Raw genomic sequence first — 23,012 nt, 5'->3', positions numbered from 1 at the left:
TAAGAAATGTATTCATAAGTTATTTTTAATTCTATAATCCATTTCTGCTAGTGCCTCTTCCACATCTTCTTTTAAACTTAAATTAGTTTTATAAGATTCAATAATAGCTCTGTAAGCAATTTTCCCAGAATTTCCTAATAAACTTAATATATAACTTAAACACACCTCATTAAATTCGTTTAAATGTTTCACGATAGGAGCTAAGTTAATTGTTTTTTCAACAAAAGGTGCTTTTGACCCTTCTAGCATAGCATCAAGTATGGATTCTTTAATGTCTGAATCATTCTGTTTTACAACTTGCTTAGCTAAGTTATTGACTATTTCTAACGCAGTATCATCTGGTATATCCCCATAATCTAAAGTATCTCGGATAAAACCAATCGCTTCCAATTTATCACGCTTACTTTTCTTTGGATTATTTAGTATAGTTAGCCAGTCCATTTCTAACTCCCTTCTCCTAAAATTTTCAAATCATATTTTTTAAATAGGAGATTTCTTCTTCTGTCCATTTTTTGTGAACTAGAGCATCTAGTTTTTTTAATCCTTCAAATATATTAGTCCATTCATCTGAATTTTTTACTGAAGCGATATTCCATGAAGGACCATTTATCATCTCCAATAATTCATTTCTTAGATTCTTTGACATAGCATAAATATCTTTATCAATTATACCTTCAGCATCCAATCGATCTAACGTATAAGGACTTAAATAGGCTACTATATCCCCTAAAAAAACTTCAAAAATATAATTATAAAGTTCTTCGTCACTCATAATTTTTATGTCATTCCTTACTTTTAAACTATTTAAAAAACCATTAAATGAATCTCCTACTGTTAATTGTTTCATATTTACCACCTTTATTTTATTATTACTAAAGTTGCTCCATCATCTATTGTGGGAACATAATTATCTTCAGGTTTTATGACCTTAACTCTTCCTGTTTTTCCAGATGAAAAACCATAATATGAGCCCACATGGATTCCTTCTCCTGGATGATAAAATATCATTCCGTCTCCCTTATTAATAAACTTCCAACCATTTTTAGCAGAACCATAAGTATCTTCAATCCAGTCAGGTCCCAATATCGCATTGATTTCTTTTTTTGTACTTCCATACAGTCGTTCTGGATTGGCTATTATATCTTCAAATGATGTTGGTTTCCATTGAATATTTTCTGCTCCATACTTTTCTTTAAAATACTTATTCCATTTCTTTCCTGATACTATCTGCTTGGTTTCAGGAGGATTCAACTTCGTTTTTGTAGTAAATTTAATATTTTCTTTAAGAACTACTTTATTCCTCGCCGCCGCAATACCAAAGCCTAATCCTAGTGCCATATCAGTTAGTCCAGCGTCATCCATCGCATCCTTCACGCTGGCTACATAAGCAGCGGACCTCAGTGTCGCTCCGGAAAACCCGGTTACTTTTTGACCGTTTAAGTAGTTGACGCCGTCTTTCCATGCGTCATTTACTTTGCGCTCGAGTTCTTCACCGGAAAGATTTGTGTACAGAATAGGGTCTAACTCGGCTCCGTTCTCCTCTAGAAAAGCTTGGAGTTCTTTGTTACTGGCGCGTTTGCCATTACGTTCCAATAGCCACATCGTGACGGTTTCGCCTTTATCATTCACATACGTATAGGCGAATAACTGATAGTCTTCGAATGCTTCTGGGAAGGGATCTTTGGCGTTTTCTTTACGTGCTTTATCCATCGCTTTTCTCATCAAACTAATCGATGTATGAACGCTTTTAGGTACAGCATAGGTGCCTGTTTTCTCATGGAAGGTCACATTTTGTTTCAACTCTTGCACCGCTCGTCCTGTGGAGTGAATGAGTTCGGTTAATGCACTAAAAAACTGGGCGTGACTTTGTTCAAAGGCGATGTACCTCTCTAGTATATCTTCTTTTTCGATAGCTTGCAGTAATTGCGTGTGCGCACTTCTCGCTTGGACTACGTAGACTTGTTGCATATCCGGTTTCGTATTCGGTGCAGTGAGTTGGCGATGTAAATCTTCTTCTTTTCGCTTCAAACTCGCCACTTTCGCCATCGCTTCTTGAAGGATTTCCGCATCAATTCGTGCGGAAGACGAGCTGTCGACTTGGCTACCAAACTCGCGTATGTATTGTGCTAAACGTTCTTCGCTTTCTTCCAAGGCTTCTAAAATACTTTGTGCAATAGAGGGATAACTGGAAGCAAAATAGCTTTGGGAAGCTGATACCGCCTGTCCTGTTAAACTTTTATCTTGCGCATACTTGCTTGCTGCTTGTTGAATTCCGCGTATCATTTTCTTCACTTCAGCATTACTGCTTCGTAATCCTTGAAGAAAGCCATTGAGTTCTGCAATGTCGATTCGACTCATTGGTTCCACTCCTTTCGCAAGGAGGCTTGTTTGGTCTCTATATCGTGCATTTCTGCTCTAGTAGTCCGCGCTTCTTCTTCCAAATGAACACGTTTTTCCGACAAATCTTTTCGCCATGCCATCGCTTCTTCGTGTTGTTGTTCTTCTAGAAAGCGGTGGAAACCATTCGCTTCCTCCCCTTGCCAACCGCCTCGCAAGAAGTCCAATAATCCTTGTTTCTCCATTTCTAATTGGTGACTATCTTCTTCTAACCATTCTTGTTCCACTTGTTTGCGCTTAGTCTGCCTCAGATTATCTTGTAAAACATCCTGCGCTTTTTTCACTTGTTGTAGTTGCTGCTCTAACCGGCTGTGCGTGCTGTCCATCTATCGCATCTCCAGCTGATTTATTTTCTGTCCCATCGCTTGATCTTGTTTCGCATAGGCCATGCCCATTTTCTTTAATCTACCCGCATCTTGCTTTGTCACGGCTTGGAAATCTTCTACCACATCGACCAAATCAATTAATGCAGACCGTAACTGATTGATAGAATTCGCTCGTGAGTATGCCATATTTCCACCTTTTAACGGCAAATAGCTTCCCGCGCTTTTGCTGTCTAAGTTCGAGGCGTGTTTTTGGAACATTGCTTCGTTGACTTTTATCTCTCTCATCTTGGTGATTCCTCTCTATGTCTAATTTTCCACCCTTCCATTATAGCACCAGCAACGATTCCATTTTGTGAGCGTTTTGTGAACCTCTGTGTATAAATATAGCCAACTACAGAACAAATTAGTGCATTTTTTGACTTTACCTTTGTAAACAACATCTCAACTACAAAAAAACAGTTATTCTCTACTTTATTAAGCAGAAAATAACTGTTTTTAGCTTATAATTCTAACCCAGCAATCACATTCTTAGCATCTGTCATCATTTCTTCGATAACATCTTTACAAGGTTTGATTTCTGTAATTAAGCCAGCGATTTGACCGGCCATGACGGAGCCGTTGTCTGTGTCGCCTTCTTGTACTGCTTTTCGTAAAGAACCTAAAGTTAGCTCTTCTAACGTGTCGCGATCGGCGTTTTCTTCTTCTAAACGGATGTATTCTTTGATCATTTTGTTTTTAATCGAGCGGACTGGTGCGCCAGCTTTTCTTCCGGTAACCATTGTGTCGCGGTCGGAAGCTTTAATCACGGCTGCTTTAAAGTCCGGGTGTACTGGACATTCATCGGTTGCTAGGAAGCGTGTACCGATTTGGACACCTTTTGCACCTAGAGCTAGCGCTGCGACGATTCCGCGACCATCTGCAATTCCACCTGCGCCAATGACTGGGATAGTAACGGCATCCACGATTTGAGGTAAAAGCGCCATTGTTGTTGTTTCGCCGACGTGTCCGCCTGCTTCTGTTCCTTCTGCGATAACTGCATCTGCGCCCATTTTTTCCATACGCTTAGCAATCATCACGGACGGGACAACGGGAATCACAATAATTCCAGCTTCTTTCCAAATTGGCATGAACGTTTTTGGCGTTCCCGCTCCGGTCGTAACGATTCTCACTTTTTCTTCAATAATTACTTCGGTTAATTCGGCAATATTGGTCATCATTAGCATTAAGTTGACGCCAAATGGTTTATCTGTCAGCGCTTTTGTTTTTTGGATTTCTTCGCGTAGCGTGTCGGCAGTCATTCCGCCAGAAGCGATAATTCCTAAACCGCCTGCATTAGACACAGCAGCTACAAGTGGAGCTTTGGCAATTTGAGCCATTGCACCTTGGATAATCGGATATTTAATATTTAATAAGTTCGTAATGGACATCTTTTTCCTCCTGCGTTCTTGTTTGTTTTATCACAATTTAGTATATCAAAAAACAGCCCTATAAACTAGAGCTGTTTTTCGCCATTAATTAGACTCTTCAGCATCCACTGCTAGTAAGACACAGCCAGTTATCCCAGCATCATCTTCTAGTTTTGGAGGAACGATATATTCATCTAGATCTGGTAGCTGTACATAATTATTAACGAGCGCTTTTAATTTTTGACGGACAAGTGGGAAAAGTTGGCGTTGTTTCATGACGCCTCCACCTAACACGATTCTTTCTGGGGATAAGATAAGTGTATAATTCATTAAAGCTTGAGCGATATAATGCGCTTCTAAATTCCACACCTCTTCATTATCCGCAAGTTCTGCTGCTTTTTGACCCCAACGTTTTTCAATTGCTCCACCTGCTGCGAGACCTTCTAAACAGTCGCTATGACTCGGGCAGCTGCCTGTAAAACGATCGCGCTTATGACGGCGCACCATAATATGCCCCATTTCTGGGTGAGAGAAACCTTCTAGAATTTTACCAGAAACAACTGCTCCACCGCCGATTCCTGTTCCGATCGTTAAATAAATACAACTATCCAAACCTGCTGCCGCGCCTAAACTTACCTCTCCTAAAGCGGCTGCATTAACATCCGTCGTAAAACCAATAGGTACATTAAATTCTTTTTTCATTGCACCAACGATATCATAATTGCGCCATGCAAGTTTTGGTGTTTGCGTGATATAACCGTATGTAGCACTTGATTTTCGAATATCAATCGGTCCAAATGAGCCAATCCCAATTGCTTTTAATTCATCCTCATACTGTTTAAAAAATTGAATGACTGCTTTCATTGTTTCTGCTGGCTCCGTTGTTGGGTAGCTCTCGCGTTTAATAATTTTCCCTGACTTTTCTCCGATTGCTACAACAAACTTAGTTCCACCTGCTTCAATTGCTCCATAAACCATTCAAAAAAACTTCCCTTCTCGTAAGTTTTATAACGCTTTCATTTTACAATAGTTTTCTGGAAAAAGAAACTTATTTTCTAAAAACTTATCATTTTAATTCAAAATGCCTAATTTAACAGATATTTTAACGCAAAATTTTACTTCTTAAAAATCCACTTCACAAGTCGCGCATATTCATCAAAAAATGGAGGGATTTCGGATGGATTCAACCCGTATTCCATATTATTTTTGATGCCTTGGTTGTACCATTTTTGCAGATCATAGCCGCGTTTAAAATAGCTCCAGACAGACTTTCCTTCTGAGCTTAAGGCATATTTGACGGAGGTTAAATTGTCTAGCTTATCCGCCACGATTAACGCTTTTTCTTCTAAATTTCCGGTACGGACTTGTTCAATTGTGTGTGCTTTTCGCTCTTCCCAGGATAAGGTTTTATTTTCTGTATGAGACGCTACTAAATCGGCTACTTCAGCGCCAAATGTTCCGCGAATATCCGCATCGGTGATCTCCGTATCCTCAACGGCATCATGCAGTAATCCCGCGACAACAACTTCTTCACGAAAACCAGCACGGCGCAAAATTCTCGCTACGTTCAAAGGGTGCGAAAAATAAGGCTCGCCAGTAATTTTGCGAACTTGGCCACTATGCGCTTCGATCATCATCTGTCTCGCTTTTTCATACATAAAAAGAAGCCTCCACTCAGAATCTATGTCTATACTATACAAGATTCGAGCGAGGCTTTCTAGTTTTTTAATTGTAAAAAGTAATTTCACGACCGTTTAAATCTTGTACTGGTCGACTTGTGTTACCAATTGCTTTTTCAAATTCAGTGAAATCTTCTTGACCAAGTGTCTTCGCATTTTTCAACACGATCCAAGTCACGCCTTCCACGGTTGGTGGTGTTGTCCGTGAACCTTGGTACGTATAGAAAACACGCTCTTCTGGCATAAATTCATTTACATCCAAAGTGATTTCCCGTTCTGTTTCAAAATCAGCAAATACTTCTGGGAAATAGGTTGGTAAATCTTTGAATTCGACATTATTTGTATTATCAATTTCCATCCAAGCACTCATTACAAGTGTTGTGCCGTCTGGTTTTTCGTGAACAAAATGCCATTCAATCGGATATACATAACCGTCAAGCAAATGCTCCGCCGGAATATGTGCATGGAACGATACAAGTGGATAATACTCGCCATTAAAGCGTAACCCTTGTTCTTTGTCATGCGGAAAAACATGTACCGATTGTTCAATTCTTCTAATCGTATAGTCTGTTTCTTTATAGTAAAACTTCATTGTTGATGGTTTTAATTTCACAACGTCAGCTTGTTCGATATCTACTGGCGATTGTGCCTTTCCAGTATGTGCGATTTCAAAGTCAGAGCAGATATGCCCCCACATTTCTGGCCCAGTCTTCTCATCGTAACCCCATAACACTTTCTCCTTAGTCATAACCATTTCTCCTTTTCGAAAAAAATTGCGTAACATTATTTTAGCGGATAGCTGATCTATTCCACAAGTAATTTGCTTAATGTTCGTGTTTTGACTTTGGTGTGAACTTGCGTGAAGATACTGGTGGCTTTATTTTCGATACATCTTAAACTCCAAAAATAATTCATTATAATACGACAGCATTCGTTTACCGAGGTTATCATATACTTCTAAATTATTTAGTTCGTCCATATCCGGATAAAAACGTTCGTCACTCGAAATTTCTTTTGGTAATAGTTTGACGGCTTTTTCATTTGGTGTTGCATAGCCGACATATTCAGCGTTAATTGCGGCATTTTCTGGTTTTAGCATGAAATTAATAAATTTATGCGCACCATCGACATTTTTCGCCGTTTTTGGAATGACCATGTTATCGAACCATAAATTGGAGCCGTCTTTTGGAATTACGTATTCTAAATCTTCATTTTCACTGAGCATTTCCGCCGCTTCTCCGGAGAAAGTAACCGCGACACCCGCCTCATTGTCCGCCATAAGAAGTTTAATCTCATCGCCAACAATTGCTTTTACATTCGGTGTCATCGTTTCTAGCTTGTCTCTGGCAGCTTGTAGGTGTGCTTTATTCGTATCGTTCAGTGAGTAACCGAGACTATTCAGCCCAAGCCCCATCACTTCACGGGCCCCATCAATCAGCAAAATTTGGTTTTTCAATTCGGGATCAAATAGCGCATTCCACGTATCGAAATTTTTGTCCGGGAACATTTCTTTATTATAAATAATGCCAAGCGTTCCCCAGAAATAAGGCATCGAATATTTATTATCGTCATCAAACGACAAATCCATAAAACGCGGATCAAGGTATTTTTCATTTGGTAATTTGGAATGATCAAGTGGAATCAGCAAATTTTCTTCTTTCATTTTACTAATCGCGTAATCACTTGGCACCGCAATATCAAAAGTTGTTCCACCTTGCTCGATTTTCGTCATCATCGCTTCGTTAGAATCAAATGTTTGGTAAATGACTTTGATACCTGTTTCCTTTTCAAACTTAGTAATAAGCGAAGGATCAATGTAATCCCCCCAGTTATAAATTGTCAGTGTATTGCTCCCAGCATAGCCCTCCGAACGGTTCATCGTTGTTGCAAGTAGCATCATTAGGAGTGCGACGACAATGACTGGTACAAAAATTTTCAGCAGTTGCTTCATTCTTTCGTCGCCCCCGTCCGAATATTTTTACTTGTATTACGTTGGTTGATAAAGTAATAACCGATCACGAGAATAATCGTGAAGAGGAAAATCAGTGTCGATAAAGCATTGATAGAAAGCGAGATCCCTTGTCTTGCTCGGGAATAAATTTCTACCGCTAAAGTTGAGAAGCCATTTCCTGTTACAAAGAATGTTACCGCAAAATCATCTAGCGAATAAGTTAATGCCATGAAAAATCCAGCTAAAACACCTGGCATAATATACGGCAAAATAACTTTTGAAAGAACTTGCCACTGGCTTGCACCTAAGTCGCGCGCTGCATCCATTAACGTCGGGCTCATTTCTTGTAATTTCGGCAAAATCATCAATACGACAATCGGAATACTAAAGGCAATATGCGAAACTAGGACGGAAATAAAACCTAATTTCACACCTAAAATTGTGAAGAAAATCAAGAAACTAGCACCGATAATAACATCCGGGCTAACAATCAACACATTATTCAAACTTAAAAGCGAGTTTTTCGCAAAAGGTTTTGGCATAAATTTAATCGCCAGCGCCCCGCAAACGCCGATAATAGTTGCAATCACCGAAGAAAGTAGCGCAATTACAAACGTATTTAAAACAATAATTAGTAGGCGCGTATCTTGGAAAACTTCTTTATAATAGCCAAGCGTAAAGCCACTAAAATTATGCATCGTGCCGCCTTTATTAAACGAGTAAAAAATCAAATAGAAAATCGGCGCATATAAAATCACAAAAACAAGCACTAAATAAATCGTACCCCATTTACTTTTCTTCATTTACGCGCACCTCTTTTCTTTTTCGAACCGGTTAGGAACATAATTAAAATCATCGCAATAATTAAAAATACGCCAATCGTTGAACCCATTCCCCAGTCTTGCGTAACAAGGAAATGTTCTTCAATCGCTGTTCCAAGCGTAATCACACGGTTTCCTGCAATCAGTCGTGTAATCATAAAGAGTGATAACGCTGGAATAAAAACAGCCTGACACCCCGATTTCACACCGTCAGCAGTCAGTGGGAAAATCACCCGTCTAAATGTCGTCAAACTCGATGCGCCTAAATCGCGCGAGGCTTGAATCAACGTTGGATTAATTTCTTCAATTGCATTAAAAATTGGTAATATCATAAATGGAATAAAAATATAGGTTGATACAAATAAGAAACTAAAATCTGTAAATAAAATCTGTTTCGAGCCAATTCCAAGTATTTCTAAAAATTGATTCGCCGCGCCGTATGTCCCAAAAATCCCAATAAAGGCATACGCTTTAAGCAGCAAATTAATCCAAGTCGGTAAAATGATGAGTAATAACCACAATTGTTTATGCTTTAATTTTGTTAAAAGATACGCCGTTGGATAAGAAATCAGCAAGGTAAAAACTGTAATTAAAAACGCGTACCAGAATGAACTAGCCGTCATTTTTAAATATACAGGTGTAAAAAAGTGAATATAATTATCTACCGTAAAATTGCCGTCCACATCAAAAAAAGAATAATACACAATCAATAAAATCGGTGCAACAACAAAAAGTAAGATCCAAAGAACATAAGGAACAAGATAAACTGTACGGGTGCGTCTATTCATTACTGCACCTCATCGTAGCTATCAAGCCGCTTATCGAATTCTTCCTCCGTTTCCCCAAGACGCATAACATGAATTGCCTCTGGTTCAAACGCTAAGCCAATCTTATCACCCACACGAACTTTTCTCGTTGTGTGAACAAGCCATTCATTTCCATCAATGTCGATACAACCTACTTCATAATGCACACCACGGAAAAGCATCCAGTCTACGGTTACTTGCAGTTGACCTTTTTCAGCCGAAGTAATCTCTAAATCTTCTGGACGGATAACTACTTCCACGACTTCATTTGGACGGAAACCTTGGTCGACACATTCAAAACGTCTTTCCACAAATTCCACTTCGAAATCTTGTATCATTTTGCCATTAACAATGTTCGATTCGCCGATAAAATCTGCGACAAATTTATTAATTGGCTCGTCGTAAATATCAATTGGCGTCCCGCTTTGTTGAATTTCGCCTTTATTTAACACAAAAATCTCATCACTCATCGCAAGTGCTTCTTCTTGGTCATGCGTGACAAAAATAAACGTAATCCCAAGACGTTTTTGTAAATCGCGCAATTCATATTGCATTTCTGTACGTAGTTTTAAATCAAGTGCGGATAGTGGTTCATCCAGTAAAATAACTTCTGGTTCATTGACAATTGCCCGAGCAATCGCGACACGTTGTCTTTGTCCGCCAGACATTTCGCTAATTTCTCTTTTTTCGTAGCCTTTTAAGTTAACAAAGCGCAGTGCTTCTTTTACTTTTTCGTCAATTGCTTCTTTTTTCAACTTTTTAATGCGTAGTCCAAAAGCGACATTTTCATACACATTTAAATGTGGAAATAAAGCATAATCTTGGAAAACGGTATTTACCGGCCGTTTGTTCGCTGGAATTTGGTTAATTACTTTTTCTCCAAGGAAAATTTGTCCCTCTGAAGCTTCTAAAAATCCAGCAATTAAGCGCAAAATGGTTGTTTTTCCGCAACCAGAGGGGCCGAGCAAAGTATAAAACTTCCCTTTTTCTATTTCAAAGCTGACATTGTCAAGCACTGGTGGATCATTATCAAATTGTTTTGTTACGTTTTCAAAACGAATAATTGTTTCTGTCACAATCATTTACCTCCCTTATAAATATGAATCTGTCGCTACTAAGATGAGTATCGCTTGTTCATTCGATCGATTAATTATTTGATGTTCATCTGCGGCGTGGAAATAAATTGCTTCCCCTTTTTTGGCTACATACTCATTTCGACCAAGCAGCACGGTCACTTCCCCTTTTAATACATAAGCAAAAGTTTCTGAAAGTGATGGTTCGAAGCTTTTAAAACAGCTATTTGCCTCTATTTCAAGCAGTACTGGCTCCATTTCTTTTTCATTCGATTCTGGAACAAGCCACTTTATTCTGTAACCTTTTTCTTCATCTTCAAAGAAAGTATGCTCTAGTTCTCCGTAAATTACTTTTTGATTGTGTTCTTCCTCATCAAAGAAATCTTTCGGAGTAGAACCTAACACTTCCAAAATAGCAAATAACGTTTCAATGGAAGGAGAGCTTAAATCTCGCTCTAGTTGAGAAATATATCCCTTCGTCAAATCCGTTCGTTCGCCTAATTCTTCTTGTGTCAAATTCTTACTGAGCCTAAGATTTTTTATGCGTTTGCCAATATCCATGTTAATGTCCTTTCTTTCAAGTTTAGTGATAGTAAACATCAAGTCATAGAAGTTTACTAATATTAAACACAAAGTTTACTTACAGCAAGCTACATTATACAACAAAGCTTCCACATGAACAATAGTTTTTTTGATTTTTCCTAAGATAGACAACGTTTGTTTTTAGTGCTAAAATTTGGTTATAAATTCAACATAGGCGGACAAGCATCCATGCAAAAATATCGCTTTTCAAAATTCAATATCAATGTAGGTAGTGTGACACTTTTTGCTATAGTTAGCTTTTTTCTGTTTTATCATTTATCATTGCCATTATACTTTCCATATTATGGCAATTTTATGCTATTCTTTTAGCATTAGTCACCGTTTGCTTTTTTAATTTCAAGAAATTTTTCCCAGGAGAAGTGACTGTTAGTGAGGAAGCTTTCTGCTATAAAGAAAAAGCCTATCCCTATAGCAAATACATTATCGAATGTGATGCAAAATTAATTCACTTTAGGGGCTCTGGTGCGAGAGCAATGCCTTATTAACGAATGGTTATTATCAATAAAGACACATCCTCGGTGGTACACAAATATGAAAAACTATCCTTTCTTCAAATATAATATGAATATCAAAACTTTTTTACGTTTATCGTTGCCTTAGCTATCTTGGGCCTTGGTCTCTACTTATTTATTACTTATGAGGCCCTGCTAGTTTGGCAATTTTTGCTTATATATGCCGTTTGTATTATTTCAACTATTAACATCTTCTCCACTTATGTTAATGGTACTGTCTCGATTAATAATTGCGCGCTATTTTACAAAAGAGGATTTTCGGATAAAAAATATCCTTTTAGTCAATATATGCTGGAATGTGATACTCTGTTGCACGGTCGGACCATTTCTTTTCTTCCCTATTACACTATCAATATTCTTAACTTAGAAACAGGGAAAGAAGAAAAAATTAAGCTCCGAAATGCCGCCATTGTTCACAAAAATGGCAGAAAGAACTTCCATTTGGAAATAGAAAGTCTTGCTGAACAATTAAAAAAAATACAAGCTTAAATAGAAAGCCCCAAGAACATTGTTTTGTTCTTGGGGCTTTTCTTATTCTAAAAAGTCATCATATAAATACGTTTCAATCATATTTAAATTTTGGCGTAAGTCACGGGCCAATTCTCTCGAGATTCCACCTTTTTCAAACATATTCTGAATAATATCACGTTCTAATTGGAAAGCCACCACTTGGACTTCGCGTTTTTTCTGTTCAAATTTTGCTCGTTTCCCTCTTGGACTATGTTCTTTTCGCACGCGTTCTAAGAAAATAGTATGTTCGGTAATTAGTGGTCCAATGATATCGGCATTTTCTTTCGTTAACTGTTCTTTGAGTTTAGAAATTATGAGTATTTCATTATCTTCTCTCAGTTGGCGAATTGCTTGGAATCGTTCGCTGTCTTTAGGGATCCCCTTCTTCACTTTATGCGTTATTCTACCCCATTTTTTCGGGTGAATGACAAGCATTATTAGACGATAAAAGAACATCCATGCTGTTTTTACTTTTGTCCGGAAGCGCTGTTTAATCGCTTGTTCCATCATATTAAGATAGTGTTGGTAACGATAGCTATCTGTAGCAACAATGCGTCCTTCATCGGTCATTTTTTGGGTGTTTTCACGTTCCCACTGGATGATTTCTAATCGTTTCGCACGTTCTCTTTCATCCATGCCTCGATTCGAACTATTATTTTGCTGTAAATCGTAAATTCTTTTGCGATAATCTTCAATTACTTCATCTGTTGCCGCTTTCGTTTCAGGTAGCGTCTGTTCTTTTAATTCTCTAATCACGTTTCTCAAAATTCGAATCCGCGTTGCAATTTCAGCTCGTTCATCTTCCGTTGTCACTTCTTCACTTTTGGCAAGTAACGGTAAAATAAACGTCGCAATCACTAACGTACAAAGAATAACACCGGATGCAATAAAAATAATTAGCGAACGCTGCGGAAATAGTGATCCGTCATCTAAGAAAAACGGAATTGCAAGCGCACTGGCAAGCGTAACTGCCCCGCGAACACCTGAAAGCGATGTGAGGACAACGGGTCTAAATTTAGGTACTTGTGTTTTTTTATTTTGTTTCTGCCTTTGCTTCGCGCCGATGCTCCACGATATGTATACCCACAAAAAGCGCAGTAAAATTAAGGCTGCCGTGATAGACAAAATGTAAGCCATTACTTGTAAATTACTACTTCCAGAATCATTCCAAACTACTTCTGTAATTGCAGGAAGTTGCGTACCTAATAGTAAAAATACTAAGCCATTTAAGACGAAAATGATAACCGACCAAGTGCTTTGTGAAACCACATTTAATTTTACTGACTGAGGATCCATTTTTTTCTGTTCCATCGAGTGCATAATGCCGGCTGCAACAACTGCTAAAATCCCAGAAACATGGATTTCTTCTGCTACTAAGTAAATAATAAAAGGTGTTAAAATTTGGATAAGCATGTGAAATGTAACATCTTCCATCCCAAGACCGCGAACCCATTTTAACAATCGGAATTTTAACCAACTCAAAACGAGCCCAACTAAAATACCACCAATCGCAATGACAAAAAAGCTAATACTCGCATCCATCAAACTAAATACACCGGTCACCATTGCTGCAATCGCGAACTGGAATGCCACTAGTCCTGATGCGTCGTTAATTAATGCCTCACCTTCAAGTAAGTTCATAATCCGTTTTGGTAAATTAATCCGCCCAGAAAGGGAACTAACCGCTACGGCATCCGTTGGCGCAAGAGCTGCTGCTAAGGCAAATGCAGCTGCTAATGGAATCGTTGGAATCATCCAATGAACAAAATACCCAATCACGACAACCGTTGCAAATACAAGTCCAAGCGCTAATACTAAAATCGGCATTCGCATACCCCAAAGAGCTGCTTTATCCGTCTGTCTGCCATCATTAAATAGTAAAGGAGCGATAAACATTACTAGAAAAAGTTCCGGATTTAGTTGCAAATCAAACGTAATCGGCATAATCGCAATTAATACACCAAGACCGATTTGAATGAGCGGTACCGAGACAAAGGGAACAAATCGGTTGAGTAAATTAGAAATAAAGATGGCCACAAGTAATGCTAAAACATATAAAAATATCTCCAATATGTATCGTCCCCTTTCGTTTTTTCTCCTATATTATTATGAAGCAAAATGAACTATCTCGCAAATATAAAACAGCTTTATTTCTTTGCATCCATCCCACTTGCAAAGAAATAAAGCTCCTTATTAGATTAATTTTCTTTTTCTTTTTTATATTGATCAATTTGGTCATTTAAGTTTTTCATTTTTTCGTCTAAATGGGTGATAATTCGTGCGGCGTCTTGTAATTCATTCACTAACTCAATTGGTGCTTCTTGTTGATATTTATAATAAATTTTATGCTCCAAGCTCGCCCAAAAATCCATGGCAACTGTCCGAATTTGGATTTCCACGGTCATTTTCTCGGAACGATTTGTCAGGAATACAGGTACTTCACAAAGTAAATGTAAACTCCGGTAGCCATTAGGTTTGGGATTCGTAACATAGTCTTTTACTCGTTTGATAGTGATATCACTTTGTCCTGCAAGCATTTCATGAATTCTAAAAATATCTGAAACAAAAGAACAAGTAATTCGAATGCCCGCAATATCGTGTACATATTTTAGTGCATTTTCTGGCGTGATATCCACCTTTTTCTTTTCTAATTTTGCCCCGATGCTTTCTAGTGACTTTACACGTGACTTCAAATGTTCCATTGGATTATAATCATGAATAAATTGAAATTCTTCATTCAATATCTTAAGTTTCGTGTTGACTTCTTCTAACGCAAAACGGTGAAGAAGCATAACATTTCGCCAGTTCTTCAGTTCATCAACTGATGGTTGTTCCATGGTGACACTCCTTCCATATGTATAAACTTCCTATTCCATGTTACTACAAAACGGAGATCAGTGTAACTATATGTCTAAAGTTTCACCAGTTTCTCATGAAAATTTCATAAAAAAGCCTAGAATAAGAAATTATTCTAGACTTTTCTTCTATTATTATGAAGTTATGGGGCAACTAATTACTTCATCTGTATTTGTGACCAGCAGTAGATTACGATTGTAATACTGACCATCACTTTTTAGAATCATCGTTTTTTCTGTGTCGTTGTAATCGATAGTTAGCGCTTCTTCTAAAAACATTTCTGTCCATCGCTTAATTAGCACTGGCCCAATGTTTGATTCAATTTCGTCATCTTCCGCTGTTTTTTCATCTACTAGTCGTAATGTGAAAATGCCGCTATTTTCGCAGGAACAGCCTTCTGTATCATAATACAAATGCAGCCGCCCTGCTAAATTCGATCGTAGTGCCGCAAGCCGATTTTTAGCGCTATCAGTAAATGTTATATACATAACTTATCACCTCTAACTCTATTATACACCCACATTTCCACCTTTCCTTCCGTACTGCTCACATACGATTAAATTCACAAATTAGACATTGGGTTTTCGTTCATTTGCGTGGTATGATAGAAATGTATTTACAAAGGGGGAGAAACACGCAGATGACCGCTTATCCACAATTCGATGTTATTTTAAAAGCATTAAATTTGTCTAGTGTAGGAGTAATTATCACGGATCCTGAGCAAAAAGATAATCCAATTATTTTTGTTAACACTGGTTTTGAAAATATTACCGGCTATGCTAAAGAAGAAGCACTTGGCTCCAATTGTCACTTTTTACAAGGAGATGATACTGACAAAGAAGAAGTTGCAAAAATCCGTCATGCTATTAACCAAAAATCAACTGCGAATGTTTTACTAAAAAATTACCGAAAAGATGGCACTTCTTTTATGAATGAACTTACGATTGAACCGATTTACGATGATCATGATCATTTGTATTTTGTTGGTATTCAAAAAGATGTGACAACAGAGCACGACTATCAGCTAGAACTCGAGAAGTCATTAACAGAAATCGAGAAACTTTCTACGCCTATTGTACCGATTAGAGAAAACATTTGTGTATTACCACTAATAGGCTCGCTAACACATGACCGGTTTCAGCATATGTCTGAATATGTAAGTGAATACATGGACCACGGGAAAGAAGATTATTTAATTATGGACCTTTCCGGCCTAGCTGAATTTAATGAAGATGCGGTAATGAATCTTGTGAAGTTCCACGGATTTATGAAATTGACTGGCGTAGAGCTCATCATCACTGGAATATCGCCAAAATTCGCCATGACATTAATTCGTTACGAAGAAAACCTAGCCAGCTTAACTACTTACAGTACAATCAAAGAAGCATTACAATTTTACTAAAAGATATTGCAAAATAGCCCGTTTTCCGTTATTATGGGTAAATAATCAAATATAAACCCTCATCCAAATGGTGAGGTAGAGGTTGCGAGATGCACTAGTAATTTTTTCGAGGTGAAACAAAGACGCCGACGACAAAAAATGAACAGGTTGATCGCCGAAGTGACTATTTTCTCTTTGTTTAGAAATAGTTGTTGGGACAGTTTCCTAAAGGGGCTGGACTGCTATAAGAATTTGTCGAAATTTCTTATAGGTGTGCTATCTGACAAAATGATGTTGGTAAAATACGTAACAGCCAATTTCTTGCAGATTGGCTGTTTTTGCGCACTTCCTCTGATAATAGAAAGGGAGATTTATAGTGAAAAAAGAAACACATGGCGAGATTCGTCGTGACTTGAAAACAAGGCATTTGTCCATGATTGCCATAGGTGGCTCCATTGGGACAGGATTATTTTTAGCGAGTGGTAATGCAATTCATACAGCAGGTCCTGGTGGCGCTTTGGTTGCTTATATTGCGATTGGAATTATGGTCTACTTTTTAATGACTAGTTTAGGTGAAATGGCTACTTACATGCCTGTATCTGGTTCATTTAGTACATATGCTAGTCGGTTTGTTGACCCTGCTTTCGGTTTTGCGCTTGGTTGGAATTATTGGTTTAACTGGGCCATTACACTTGCGGTTGATATTTCCACGGCGGCTATTATTGTTCAATTTTGGCTACCGAACACTCCTGCTTGGCTATGGAGCGCGATTTTCTTAATTTTGATTTTTGGCTTAAATGCGCTTTCGGTAAAAGCTTACGGAGAATCAGAATATTGGTTTTCGATTATTAAAGTGGCCACGGTTATTATTTTCCTTATCGTCGGCGTGCTTACTATTGTCGGAATTCTTGGCGGCGAAGTTATTGGCTTTTCTAACTTTACAGCTGGCGATGCTCCGTTTAAAGGTGGATTTTTTGCCATCTTAGGTACCTTCTTGATTGCTGGATTTTCTTTCCAAGGTACAGAAATGGTTGGTATTGCGGCTGGGGAAAGTGCCACTCCCGAAACCAGCGTGCCAAAAGCGATTAAACAAGTATTCTGGCGGATTTTGTTATTTTATATTTTTGCGATTTTCATTATTGGGATGATTATTCCTTATACTAACCCTAATTTACTTAGTGCCGAGGCAACAGATGTGGCAATTAGTCCATTTACACTTGTATTTGAAAAAGCTGGTCTTGCATTTGCGGCTTCCGTGATGAATGCGGTTATCCTGACTTCTGTTCTATCTGCTGGTAATTCAGGTCTTTACGCTTCCACACGAATGCTTTGGGCGATGGCTCGCGATAAAAAAGCACCTAAATTCTTAGGTAAAGTAAACCGTCGTGGTATTCCGATGGCAGCTTTAATTGTTACGACGATTGTTGGTGCAATGACATTCATTACAACGCTAACAGAAAATGGCACAGTGATTTATACGTGGTTACTTTCTGCCTCTGGTTTAACTGGATTTATCGCTTGGGTCGGCATCGCTATCAGTCATTACCGTTTCCGAAAAGCATTTATCAAACAAGGACATGACTTAAGTGAACTAAAATATAAAGCGAAATTTTTCCCATTTGGGCCTATTTTAGCACTTATTTTATGTATTTTAGTTATTGTCGGTCAAGATTACGCGGCATTTTTGAAACCAGAATTTACGAACCCTGCTTGGTGGCAAAAAATCGGTATCTCTTATATCGGTCTTCCTATTTTTCTAGTTTTCTGGCTATCTTTTAAATTTACAAATAAAACAAAAGTTATTCCACTGGAAGACTGCAAATTTGATCAAAAATAAAAAAACATCTCTTGTTCATTCATTTTTACTTGAATGATACAGGAGATGTTTTTATTTACTCTTTTTCAGTAAGGTTTCGACTTTTTTATTTAGGCGAATTAATTCTTCTATTTCGTTTTCGGTCAAGTTTTCGAATACTTTCATCATGGCTTTATACATAAAAGCGTTTGCAGTAGAGCGTTTCGATAAGTCTTCTCCTTTTTTCGAAAGCTTAAGTGTTAAATCCATGCTGTCATTTGGAATTGTTTTGTTTAATTTCACTACTAAGCCTAGGCTAATTAACCCGTCAACATTAGCTGCAGCCGAACTTCCAGTGATAATTAATCGTTTCGTTAAATCCGCCACTGAAATACCAGGTGTGCTGTAAATCACATTAATCATGGCAAGTTGTTGAATAGTTAATCCTAAACTCGCCGCATTTTGATCGGCATATCCCGCTGAAATTCGCTGGATTGACCAATAAGTTTTTAATAGTTCACTAATATTTTCTGTATCTGTATTAATTCCTACCATCATCCAACCTCCTCTTGTAACCTATTCTACGCACTTTAGCCGAAAAACTCAATCATATTTACGAAAAAAATATATTTATAATACAATTTTATAGTTGCTTATTAAAAGTAAGTATGATATAGTTTACTTATAAACAGTTAAGCAATTGCTTTTCTAAGGCGTAAAAGTATTTATTCTCAGGTTTAATTTCTTAGAATTTAGGCTAGATTATAAGAGAATGCTTTTATAAAAAACATATTTGGAGGAATGAAACAATGACAGTAGAAAAATGGAACGTAGACCCAGCACATAGTTCAATTGAATTTCAAGTAAAACACATGATGGTATCAAAAGTAAAAGGGGCATTTAGTGATTTCACAGCGGATATCGAAATGGATCCAGAAGATTTAACTTCTGCAAAATTAAACTTCTCCGTTGCAGCAGCTTCTGTTGACACTCGTCAAGCGCAGCGTGATGGACATTTGAAAAGCGAAGACTTCTTTAATGTAGAAAAATATCCAAATGTGACTTTCACAGCAACAAAAATTACAGCTGACGGCGATGATGAATACGAAGTGACTGGTGACTTAACGATTCGCGACGTAACCAAACCTCTTACACTAGAAGTAAGCTATGAAGGTACTGGAAAAGATCCAAACACTGGTAACATGGTAGCTGGCTTTGAAGCAAAAGGTAAATTCAACCGTAAAGACTTTGGCCTAAATTACAATGCTGCATTAGAAACTGGCGGCGTACTTATCGGCGACGAAGTGAAATTAAACATCCAAATCGAAGCAAGTAAATAATTACCAAAACTACGAATAGCTAGCCTGTTCGTGGTTTTTTTTGTAGCTTTATTCCCCCTTTTAAGCTAAAATAGTTCTATTGTTTAAAAAAGGGGGCTCACATCACTATGGAAAATAAACAAAATGGACAGCTAAGCGGCATTATCGCTGGTGCTCTCGCTTATGTATTTTGGGGTGTCCTTCCGATTTACTGGAAGCTAGTCACCAATGTCCCACCAATGGAAATTTTGGCCTATAGAATTATATGGTCTTTTATTTTTATGTTATTTTTGATCGTTTGTTTGCGAAAAGCTTCGATGGTTTTTCAAGAAACAAAGGACGTATTGCTTAAACCAAAAACGCTGATTGCGATTATTGCGGCAGCTTTTTTAGTGACAGCGAACTGGTATTTATTCATTTATACGGTGAATAGTGGGCATGTGACCGAAGCAAGTCTTGGTTATTATATCAATCCACTTGTAAACGTACTTCTCGCAACAGTTATCTTAAAAGAACGCTTGAGTCGTGGCGAAATTATTGCTGTTATTTCTGCAACAATTGGTGTTTTAATCCTCACATGGCATCTTGGATCTGTTCCTTGGGCGGCAATCGGTATGGCTGTTACTTTTTCGCTTTATGGACTAATAAAAAAAGTTGTTTCCGTAACTGTTTGGACGGGTTTAACGCTTGAAACAATGATTATTACGCCATTCGCACTGATTTATGTCATCTTTTTCGCAACCAATGGATTAATGCAATACGCGGCAGAAACCAATATTATTTTAGTTGGTGCTGGTGTCGTTACAGCTATCCCGCTACTTCTGTTTGCCACTGCTGCGAAAAAAATCAGCTATACGATGGTTGGCTTCCTGCAATATATTGGACCAACATTAATGCTTGCACTCGGCGTATTACTATTTAAAGAAAGTTTCGATCATATCCAATTGTTTGCATTCATGTTCATTTGGTTAGCACTTATTATTTTCACGGTTTCTCACATTTATTCCGCAGCCAAAATTAAACAATTAGCAAACGCCACAAAAAAATAAATGTTTTCTAGTCCCCTCTTTCGGGAATAATTCTTCTATCAAACGAGAATCTATTCCATAAAAATGAATAGGGGGCTTTTTTCATGAAAATTGGTATTATTGGTGCTACGGGCCGAGCTGGTTCGAGAATTTTAGAAGAAGCAAAAAATCGTGGTCACGAAGTAACAGCCATTGTTAGAAACGCCGGAAAAATCACGCAAACACACAAAGATATTAATATTTTGCAAAAAGATATTTTTGATTTAACCCTTTCAGATTTAGCCGACCAAAATGTCGTTGTTGATGCTTATGGCGTTAGTCCAGACGAAGCAGAAAAACATGTCACTTCCCTTAATCACTTGATTTCTGTTTTAAATGGAACTGTGTCTCCGCGCTTACTTGTCGTTGGTGGAGCAGCTAGTCTTCAAATTGATGAAGACGGAAACACTCTTTTAGAGTCCAAAGGCCTTCGGGAAGCGCCTTACTATCCAACTGCACGTGCGCAAGCAAAACAATTAGAGCATTTAAAATCACATCAAGCAGAATTCAGTTGGACGTACATTAGCCCTTCTGCTATGTTTGAGCCCGGTGAACGCACTGGAGACTATCAAATAGGAAAAGATCATCTCCTGTTTGGTAGCGATGGCAATAGTTTTATCAGTATGGAAGACTATGCGATTGCTGTTTTAGATGAAATTGAACGACCTAATCACTTAAATGAACGCTTTACAGTAGCCGGAAAATAGACTTAAAGTCGAAGGATCACTCTGATCCTTCGACTTTTTTGTACGAAATAAAACTCCCAATTGGCGAAAACTTCCTGTATACTATTGCTATATGAAAAAAAGGGAGGAAGAAAATGGTTCTACTTGGTGCGCTAGTAAACGGGCTTGGGATTTTGATTGGCTCTGTTATTGGCATGAAATTACATAATATCCCTGAACGTATGAAAGACACAGTCATGAAAGGGATGGGGTTATCCGTTATCGTCCTTGGCATTCAAATGGCATTTAAAACGAGCAACTCGCTTATTGTCATTTTAAGTATTTGTTTTGGAGCCGTTATTGGGGAATGGCTTAATATAGATTATCACCTGAATCAGCTTGGGCACTGGATTGAACGGAAAGTCGGTGCCAAAGGAAAAAGTAATGTTTCAAAAGGCTTTGTAACAGCTACCCTTATTTTTGTGATTGGTGCGATGGGAATTATCGGTGCGCTTGATAGTGGCATTCGCGGAAATCATGATGTGCTTTATACGAAATCAGTAATGGATGGGTTTATCGCCCTTCTTCTTAGTACGACACTTGGTTGGGGTGTTATGCTCTCTGCGATTCCAGTGTTCCTTTTTGAAGGTATTATCGCATTATTCGCAACCCAGATTAATCAATTCGTTCCAGCAGACCTGATGGCGCTAATTATAAAAGAATTAACGGCTACAGGTGGAATTATGATTTTGGCGATTGGACTCAACTTACTTGGTTTAACAAAGATTCGGGTCGCGAATCTGGTTCCGGGGATTTTGGTCGTTGCGCTGATTGTTACTGGACTTTACTATTTTTAAAAGAAAAAAACAGAGATTGCTCTTCTCTGTTTTTTTAATTTCGTTTAAATGGCGCTTTTACATCTGAACTTATTAATTCTGTATATGTTTGTGGTTTTCGGTAGGCATTTCCCCACGTTTCATTTTCCCGGTAATTTCGAATCTCGTCTAAATTAAATTCAGCAATAAAAACACCTTCTGAAACGTCATCTGTTTCCATAATCGTATTATCGCGGTAATCCCCATTTTCATCAAAAACAATCGGGGAAAAAGCAGTGGATTTGCCCCATTTTTCGCCAGGATAGTTTGCCATCGCTACGCCAACCATGTTTTCAAAAGCACGAGAATTTAGTTGATTAAGTCTGGCTGGATTCATACCACAAGCATTTGGAAAGAGGATAATTTCTGCACCTTTTAACATGAGAACTCTGGCGCTTTCTGGAAACTCGCGATCATAGCAAATCATGACCCCCAGCTTAATACCATCAAACTCACAAACTTTAAATTCCTCGCCACTTTGTAGTAATATTTCTAAAGAAAAATCACACGTATGGACTTTGGCATAGTCTAAAATTATTTCTCCTTTACGGTCAATAATAATAGCAGCATTTTGTGTTTTTTGTTCCGTTTTAGACAAATACGTAGCGCAAATGCCAATCTGTAGCTCTTTGGCAAGTTCTTTCAGTGTCAAAACATAAGCACTGTCTGCTTCGATTGCTTCATTTAACCACTTGAATCGTTCTGCCCCAAACCCAGTAGCTAGTGGATGATTAAAAGCATCTTCAAAAGGTGGCGCATAACCGTTTGACCACATTTCTGGGAAAAGTACTAAATCTGCCCCTTTTTTATGTGCTTCTCTTATATATTTAATGGCTAATTTTAAATTGGCTTCCTTATTATTTGGTACTGCTTTTTGTTGGATTAATGCGATTTTTATAGTAGTCATATAGCGCCTCCCATTAGTAAATCTTCATGTTATTATAACATTTATTCTTGGAAACAAAAAAAC

Annotated in this window: 25 protein-coding genes, 1 pseudogene and 1 riboswitch; of the genes and pseudogenes, 7 read left to right on the top strand and 19 right to left on the bottom strand. The window is 37.9% G+C overall.

The window, feature by feature from the left end; all coding sequences use genetic code 11:
* Positions 1 to 12: 12 nt before the first annotated feature.
* The 14 genes from HRK21_RS09885 to HRK21_RS09820 all read right to left on the bottom strand — a co-directional run bounded on the left by HRK21_RS09885 (position 13) and on the right by HRK21_RS09820 (position 11,020).
* On the bottom strand, positions 13 to 441 hold the full coding sequence (locus HRK21_RS09885; protein WP_070006766.1) for a hypothetical protein: 429 nt from the start codon (positions 439 to 441) through the stop codon (positions 13 to 15).
* A gap of 25 nt (positions 442 to 466) precedes the next feature.
* The gene (locus tag HRK21_RS09880; protein ID WP_070006765.1) at positions 467 to 847 is read right to left on the bottom strand and encodes a hypothetical protein; all 381 of its coding nucleotides are present in this window, start codon (positions 845 to 847) and stop codon (positions 467 to 469) included.
* An 11-nt stretch (positions 848 to 858) separates the two neighbouring features.
* Positions 859 to 2,358, bottom strand: a complete 1,500-nt coding sequence (locus HRK21_RS09875) for a T7SS effector LXG polymorphic toxin (RefSeq protein ID WP_173346378.1) — start codon at positions 2,356 to 2,358, stop codon at positions 859 to 861.
* On the bottom strand, positions 2,355 to 2,723 hold the full coding sequence (locus HRK21_RS09870; protein WP_070006112.1) for a ribonuclease P: 369 nt from the start codon (positions 2,721 to 2,723) through the stop codon (positions 2,355 to 2,357). Before HRK21_RS09870 ends, HRK21_RS09875 begins: the two co-directional genes overlap by 4 nt.
* Positions 2,724 to 3,008, bottom strand: coding sequence for a DUF3130 domain-containing protein (locus HRK21_RS09865; RefSeq protein WP_173346377.1), 285 nt, complete (start codon positions 3,006 to 3,008; stop codon positions 2,724 to 2,726).
* Between the two features lie 215 nt (positions 3,009 to 3,223).
* Positions 3,224 to 4,150, bottom strand: coding sequence for a nitronate monooxygenase (locus HRK21_RS09860; RefSeq protein WP_070006217.1), 927 nt, complete (start codon positions 4,148 to 4,150; stop codon positions 3,224 to 3,226).
* Positions 4,151 to 4,234: 84 nt separating this feature from the next.
* The gene (locus HRK21_RS09855) at positions 4,235 to 5,107 is read right to left on the bottom strand and encodes an ROK family protein (protein WP_003726366.1); all 873 of its coding nucleotides are present in this window, start codon (positions 5,105 to 5,107) and stop codon (positions 4,235 to 4,237) included.
* 137 nt (positions 5,108 to 5,244) lie between these two features.
* Positions 5,245 to 5,787 carry an HD domain-containing protein gene (locus HRK21_RS09850; RefSeq protein ID WP_003738441.1) on the bottom strand — a complete coding sequence of 181 codons (543 nt, stop codon included), beginning with the start codon at positions 5,785 to 5,787 and terminating at the stop codon, positions 5,245 to 5,247.
* A gap of 67 nt (positions 5,788 to 5,854) precedes the next feature.
* Positions 5,855 to 6,556, bottom strand: coding sequence for a carbonic anhydrase (locus tag HRK21_RS09845; protein ID WP_003727149.1), 702 nt, complete (start codon positions 6,554 to 6,556; stop codon positions 5,855 to 5,857).
* Between the two features lie 129 nt (positions 6,557 to 6,685).
* On the bottom strand, positions 6,686 to 7,759 hold the full coding sequence (locus HRK21_RS09840) for an ABC transporter substrate-binding protein (protein ID WP_003726405.1): 1,074 nt from the start codon (positions 7,757 to 7,759) through the stop codon (positions 6,686 to 6,688).
* Positions 7,756 to 8,562 carry an ABC transporter permease gene (locus HRK21_RS09835; RefSeq protein WP_003721373.1) on the bottom strand — a complete coding sequence of 269 codons (807 nt, stop codon included), beginning with the start codon at positions 8,560 to 8,562 and terminating at the stop codon, positions 7,756 to 7,758. Before HRK21_RS09835 ends, HRK21_RS09840 begins: the two co-directional genes overlap by 4 nt.
* The gene (locus HRK21_RS09830; RefSeq protein WP_003721372.1) at positions 8,559 to 9,368 is read right to left on the bottom strand and encodes an ABC transporter permease; all 810 of its coding nucleotides are present in this window, start codon (positions 9,366 to 9,368) and stop codon (positions 8,559 to 8,561) included. Before HRK21_RS09830 ends, HRK21_RS09835 begins: the two co-directional genes overlap by 4 nt.
* Positions 9,368 to 10,462, bottom strand: coding sequence for an ABC transporter ATP-binding protein (locus HRK21_RS09825; protein ID WP_077286616.1), 1,095 nt, complete (start codon positions 10,460 to 10,462; stop codon positions 9,368 to 9,370). Before HRK21_RS09825 ends, HRK21_RS09830 begins: the two co-directional genes overlap by 1 nt.
* 15 nt (positions 10,463 to 10,477) lie before the next feature.
* The gene (locus tag HRK21_RS09820) at positions 10,478 to 11,020 is read right to left on the bottom strand and encodes a helix-turn-helix domain-containing protein (protein WP_003730077.1); all 543 of its coding nucleotides are present in this window, start codon (positions 11,018 to 11,020) and stop codon (positions 10,478 to 10,480) included.
* Between the two features lie 573 nt (positions 11,021 to 11,593).
* Here HRK21_RS09820 and HRK21_RS09815 point away from each other — a divergent pair.
* Positions 11,594 to 12,063, top strand: a pseudogene (locus HRK21_RS09815) (isoleucine--tRNA ligase).
* Between the two features lie 42 nt (positions 12,064 to 12,105).
* On the opposite strand, the gene HRK21_RS09810 reads toward HRK21_RS09815, so the two are convergent.
* From HRK21_RS09810 to HRK21_RS09800, 3 genes are all read right to left on the bottom strand, one after another.
* The gene (locus tag HRK21_RS09810; RefSeq protein WP_070006219.1) at positions 12,106 to 14,154 is read right to left on the bottom strand and encodes a Na+/H+ antiporter; all 2,049 of its coding nucleotides are present in this window, start codon (positions 14,152 to 14,154) and stop codon (positions 12,106 to 12,108) included.
* Between the two features lie 128 nt (positions 14,155 to 14,282).
* A complete protein-coding gene (locus HRK21_RS09805) occupies positions 14,283 to 14,921 on the bottom strand; it encodes a GTP pyrophosphokinase (RefSeq protein ID WP_070006221.1) in 639 nt (212 codons plus the stop codon).
* 153 nt (positions 14,922 to 15,074) lie between these two features.
* The gene (locus HRK21_RS09800; RefSeq protein WP_003738434.1) at positions 15,075 to 15,428 is read right to left on the bottom strand and encodes an iron-sulfur cluster biosynthesis family protein; all 354 of its coding nucleotides are present in this window, start codon (positions 15,426 to 15,428) and stop codon (positions 15,075 to 15,077) included.
* Positions 15,429 to 15,580: 152 nt separating this feature from the next.
* On the opposite strand from HRK21_RS09800, the gene ytvA reads away from it, so the two are divergent.
* Positions 15,581 to 16,342, top strand: coding sequence for a YtvA family blue-light photoreceptor (gene ytvA / locus HRK21_RS09795; protein ID WP_003738433.1), 762 nt, complete (start codon positions 15,581 to 15,583; stop codon positions 16,340 to 16,342).
* Between the two features lie 68 nt (positions 16,343 to 16,410).
* Positions 16,411 to 16,608: riboswitch (Lysine riboswitch) on the top strand.
* Positions 16,609 to 16,697: 89 nt separating this feature from the next.
* Positions 16,698 to 18,158: an amino acid permease gene (locus HRK21_RS09790; protein ID WP_003727153.1), complete on the top strand. Its 1,461-nt coding sequence runs from the start codon at positions 16,698 to 16,700 to the stop codon at positions 18,156 to 18,158.
* A 51-nt stretch (positions 18,159 to 18,209) separates the two neighbouring features.
* Here HRK21_RS09790 and HRK21_RS09785 read toward each other — a convergent pair whose 3' ends face one another.
* Complete coding sequence (locus HRK21_RS09785) at positions 18,210 to 18,671, bottom strand: MarR family winged helix-turn-helix transcriptional regulator (RefSeq protein ID WP_003724157.1); 462 nt, start codon at positions 18,669 to 18,671, stop codon at positions 18,210 to 18,212.
* A gap of 254 nt (positions 18,672 to 18,925) precedes the next feature.
* On the opposite strand from HRK21_RS09785, the gene HRK21_RS09780 reads away from it, so the two are divergent.
* The 4 genes from HRK21_RS09780 (at position 18,926) to HRK21_RS09765 (ending at position 22,024) form a co-directional block, all read left to right on the top strand.
* Positions 18,926 to 19,456 (top strand): YceI family protein, encoded by a 531-nt coding sequence (locus HRK21_RS09780; protein WP_003724156.1) that lies wholly within the window; start codon positions 18,926 to 18,928, stop codon positions 19,454 to 19,456.
* A gap of 107 nt (positions 19,457 to 19,563) precedes the next feature.
* Positions 19,564 to 20,484, top strand: a complete 921-nt coding sequence (gene rarD / locus HRK21_RS09775; protein ID WP_070006223.1) for an EamA family transporter RarD — start codon at positions 19,564 to 19,566, stop codon at positions 20,482 to 20,484.
* Positions 20,485 to 20,567: 83 nt separating this feature from the next.
* Positions 20,568 to 21,209, top strand: coding sequence for an NAD(P)-dependent oxidoreductase (locus tag HRK21_RS09770; protein WP_069888273.1), 642 nt, complete (start codon positions 20,568 to 20,570; stop codon positions 21,207 to 21,209).
* Positions 21,210 to 21,322: 113 nt separating this feature from the next.
* A complete protein-coding gene (locus HRK21_RS09765) occupies positions 21,323 to 22,024 on the top strand; it encodes a DUF554 domain-containing protein (protein WP_003726296.1) in 702 nt (233 codons plus the stop codon).
* Positions 22,025 to 22,058: 34 nt separating this feature from the next.
* Here the strand turns inward: HRK21_RS09765 and HRK21_RS09760 are convergent, their stop codons facing one another.
* Positions 22,059 to 22,949, bottom strand: coding sequence for a carbon-nitrogen hydrolase family protein (locus HRK21_RS09760; protein WP_070006226.1), 891 nt, complete (start codon positions 22,947 to 22,949; stop codon positions 22,059 to 22,061).
* Positions 22,950 to 23,012: the final 63 nt, after the last annotated feature.

The sequence above is a fragment of the Listeria monocytogenes genome (genome assembly GCF_013282665.1).
Lineage (GTDB): Bacteria > Bacillota > Bacilli > Lactobacillales > Listeriaceae > Listeria > Listeria monocytogenes_C.
The sequence above is the reverse complement of the archived record's forward strand: the minus strand, read 5'-3'. Positions and strand labels throughout refer to the sequence as shown.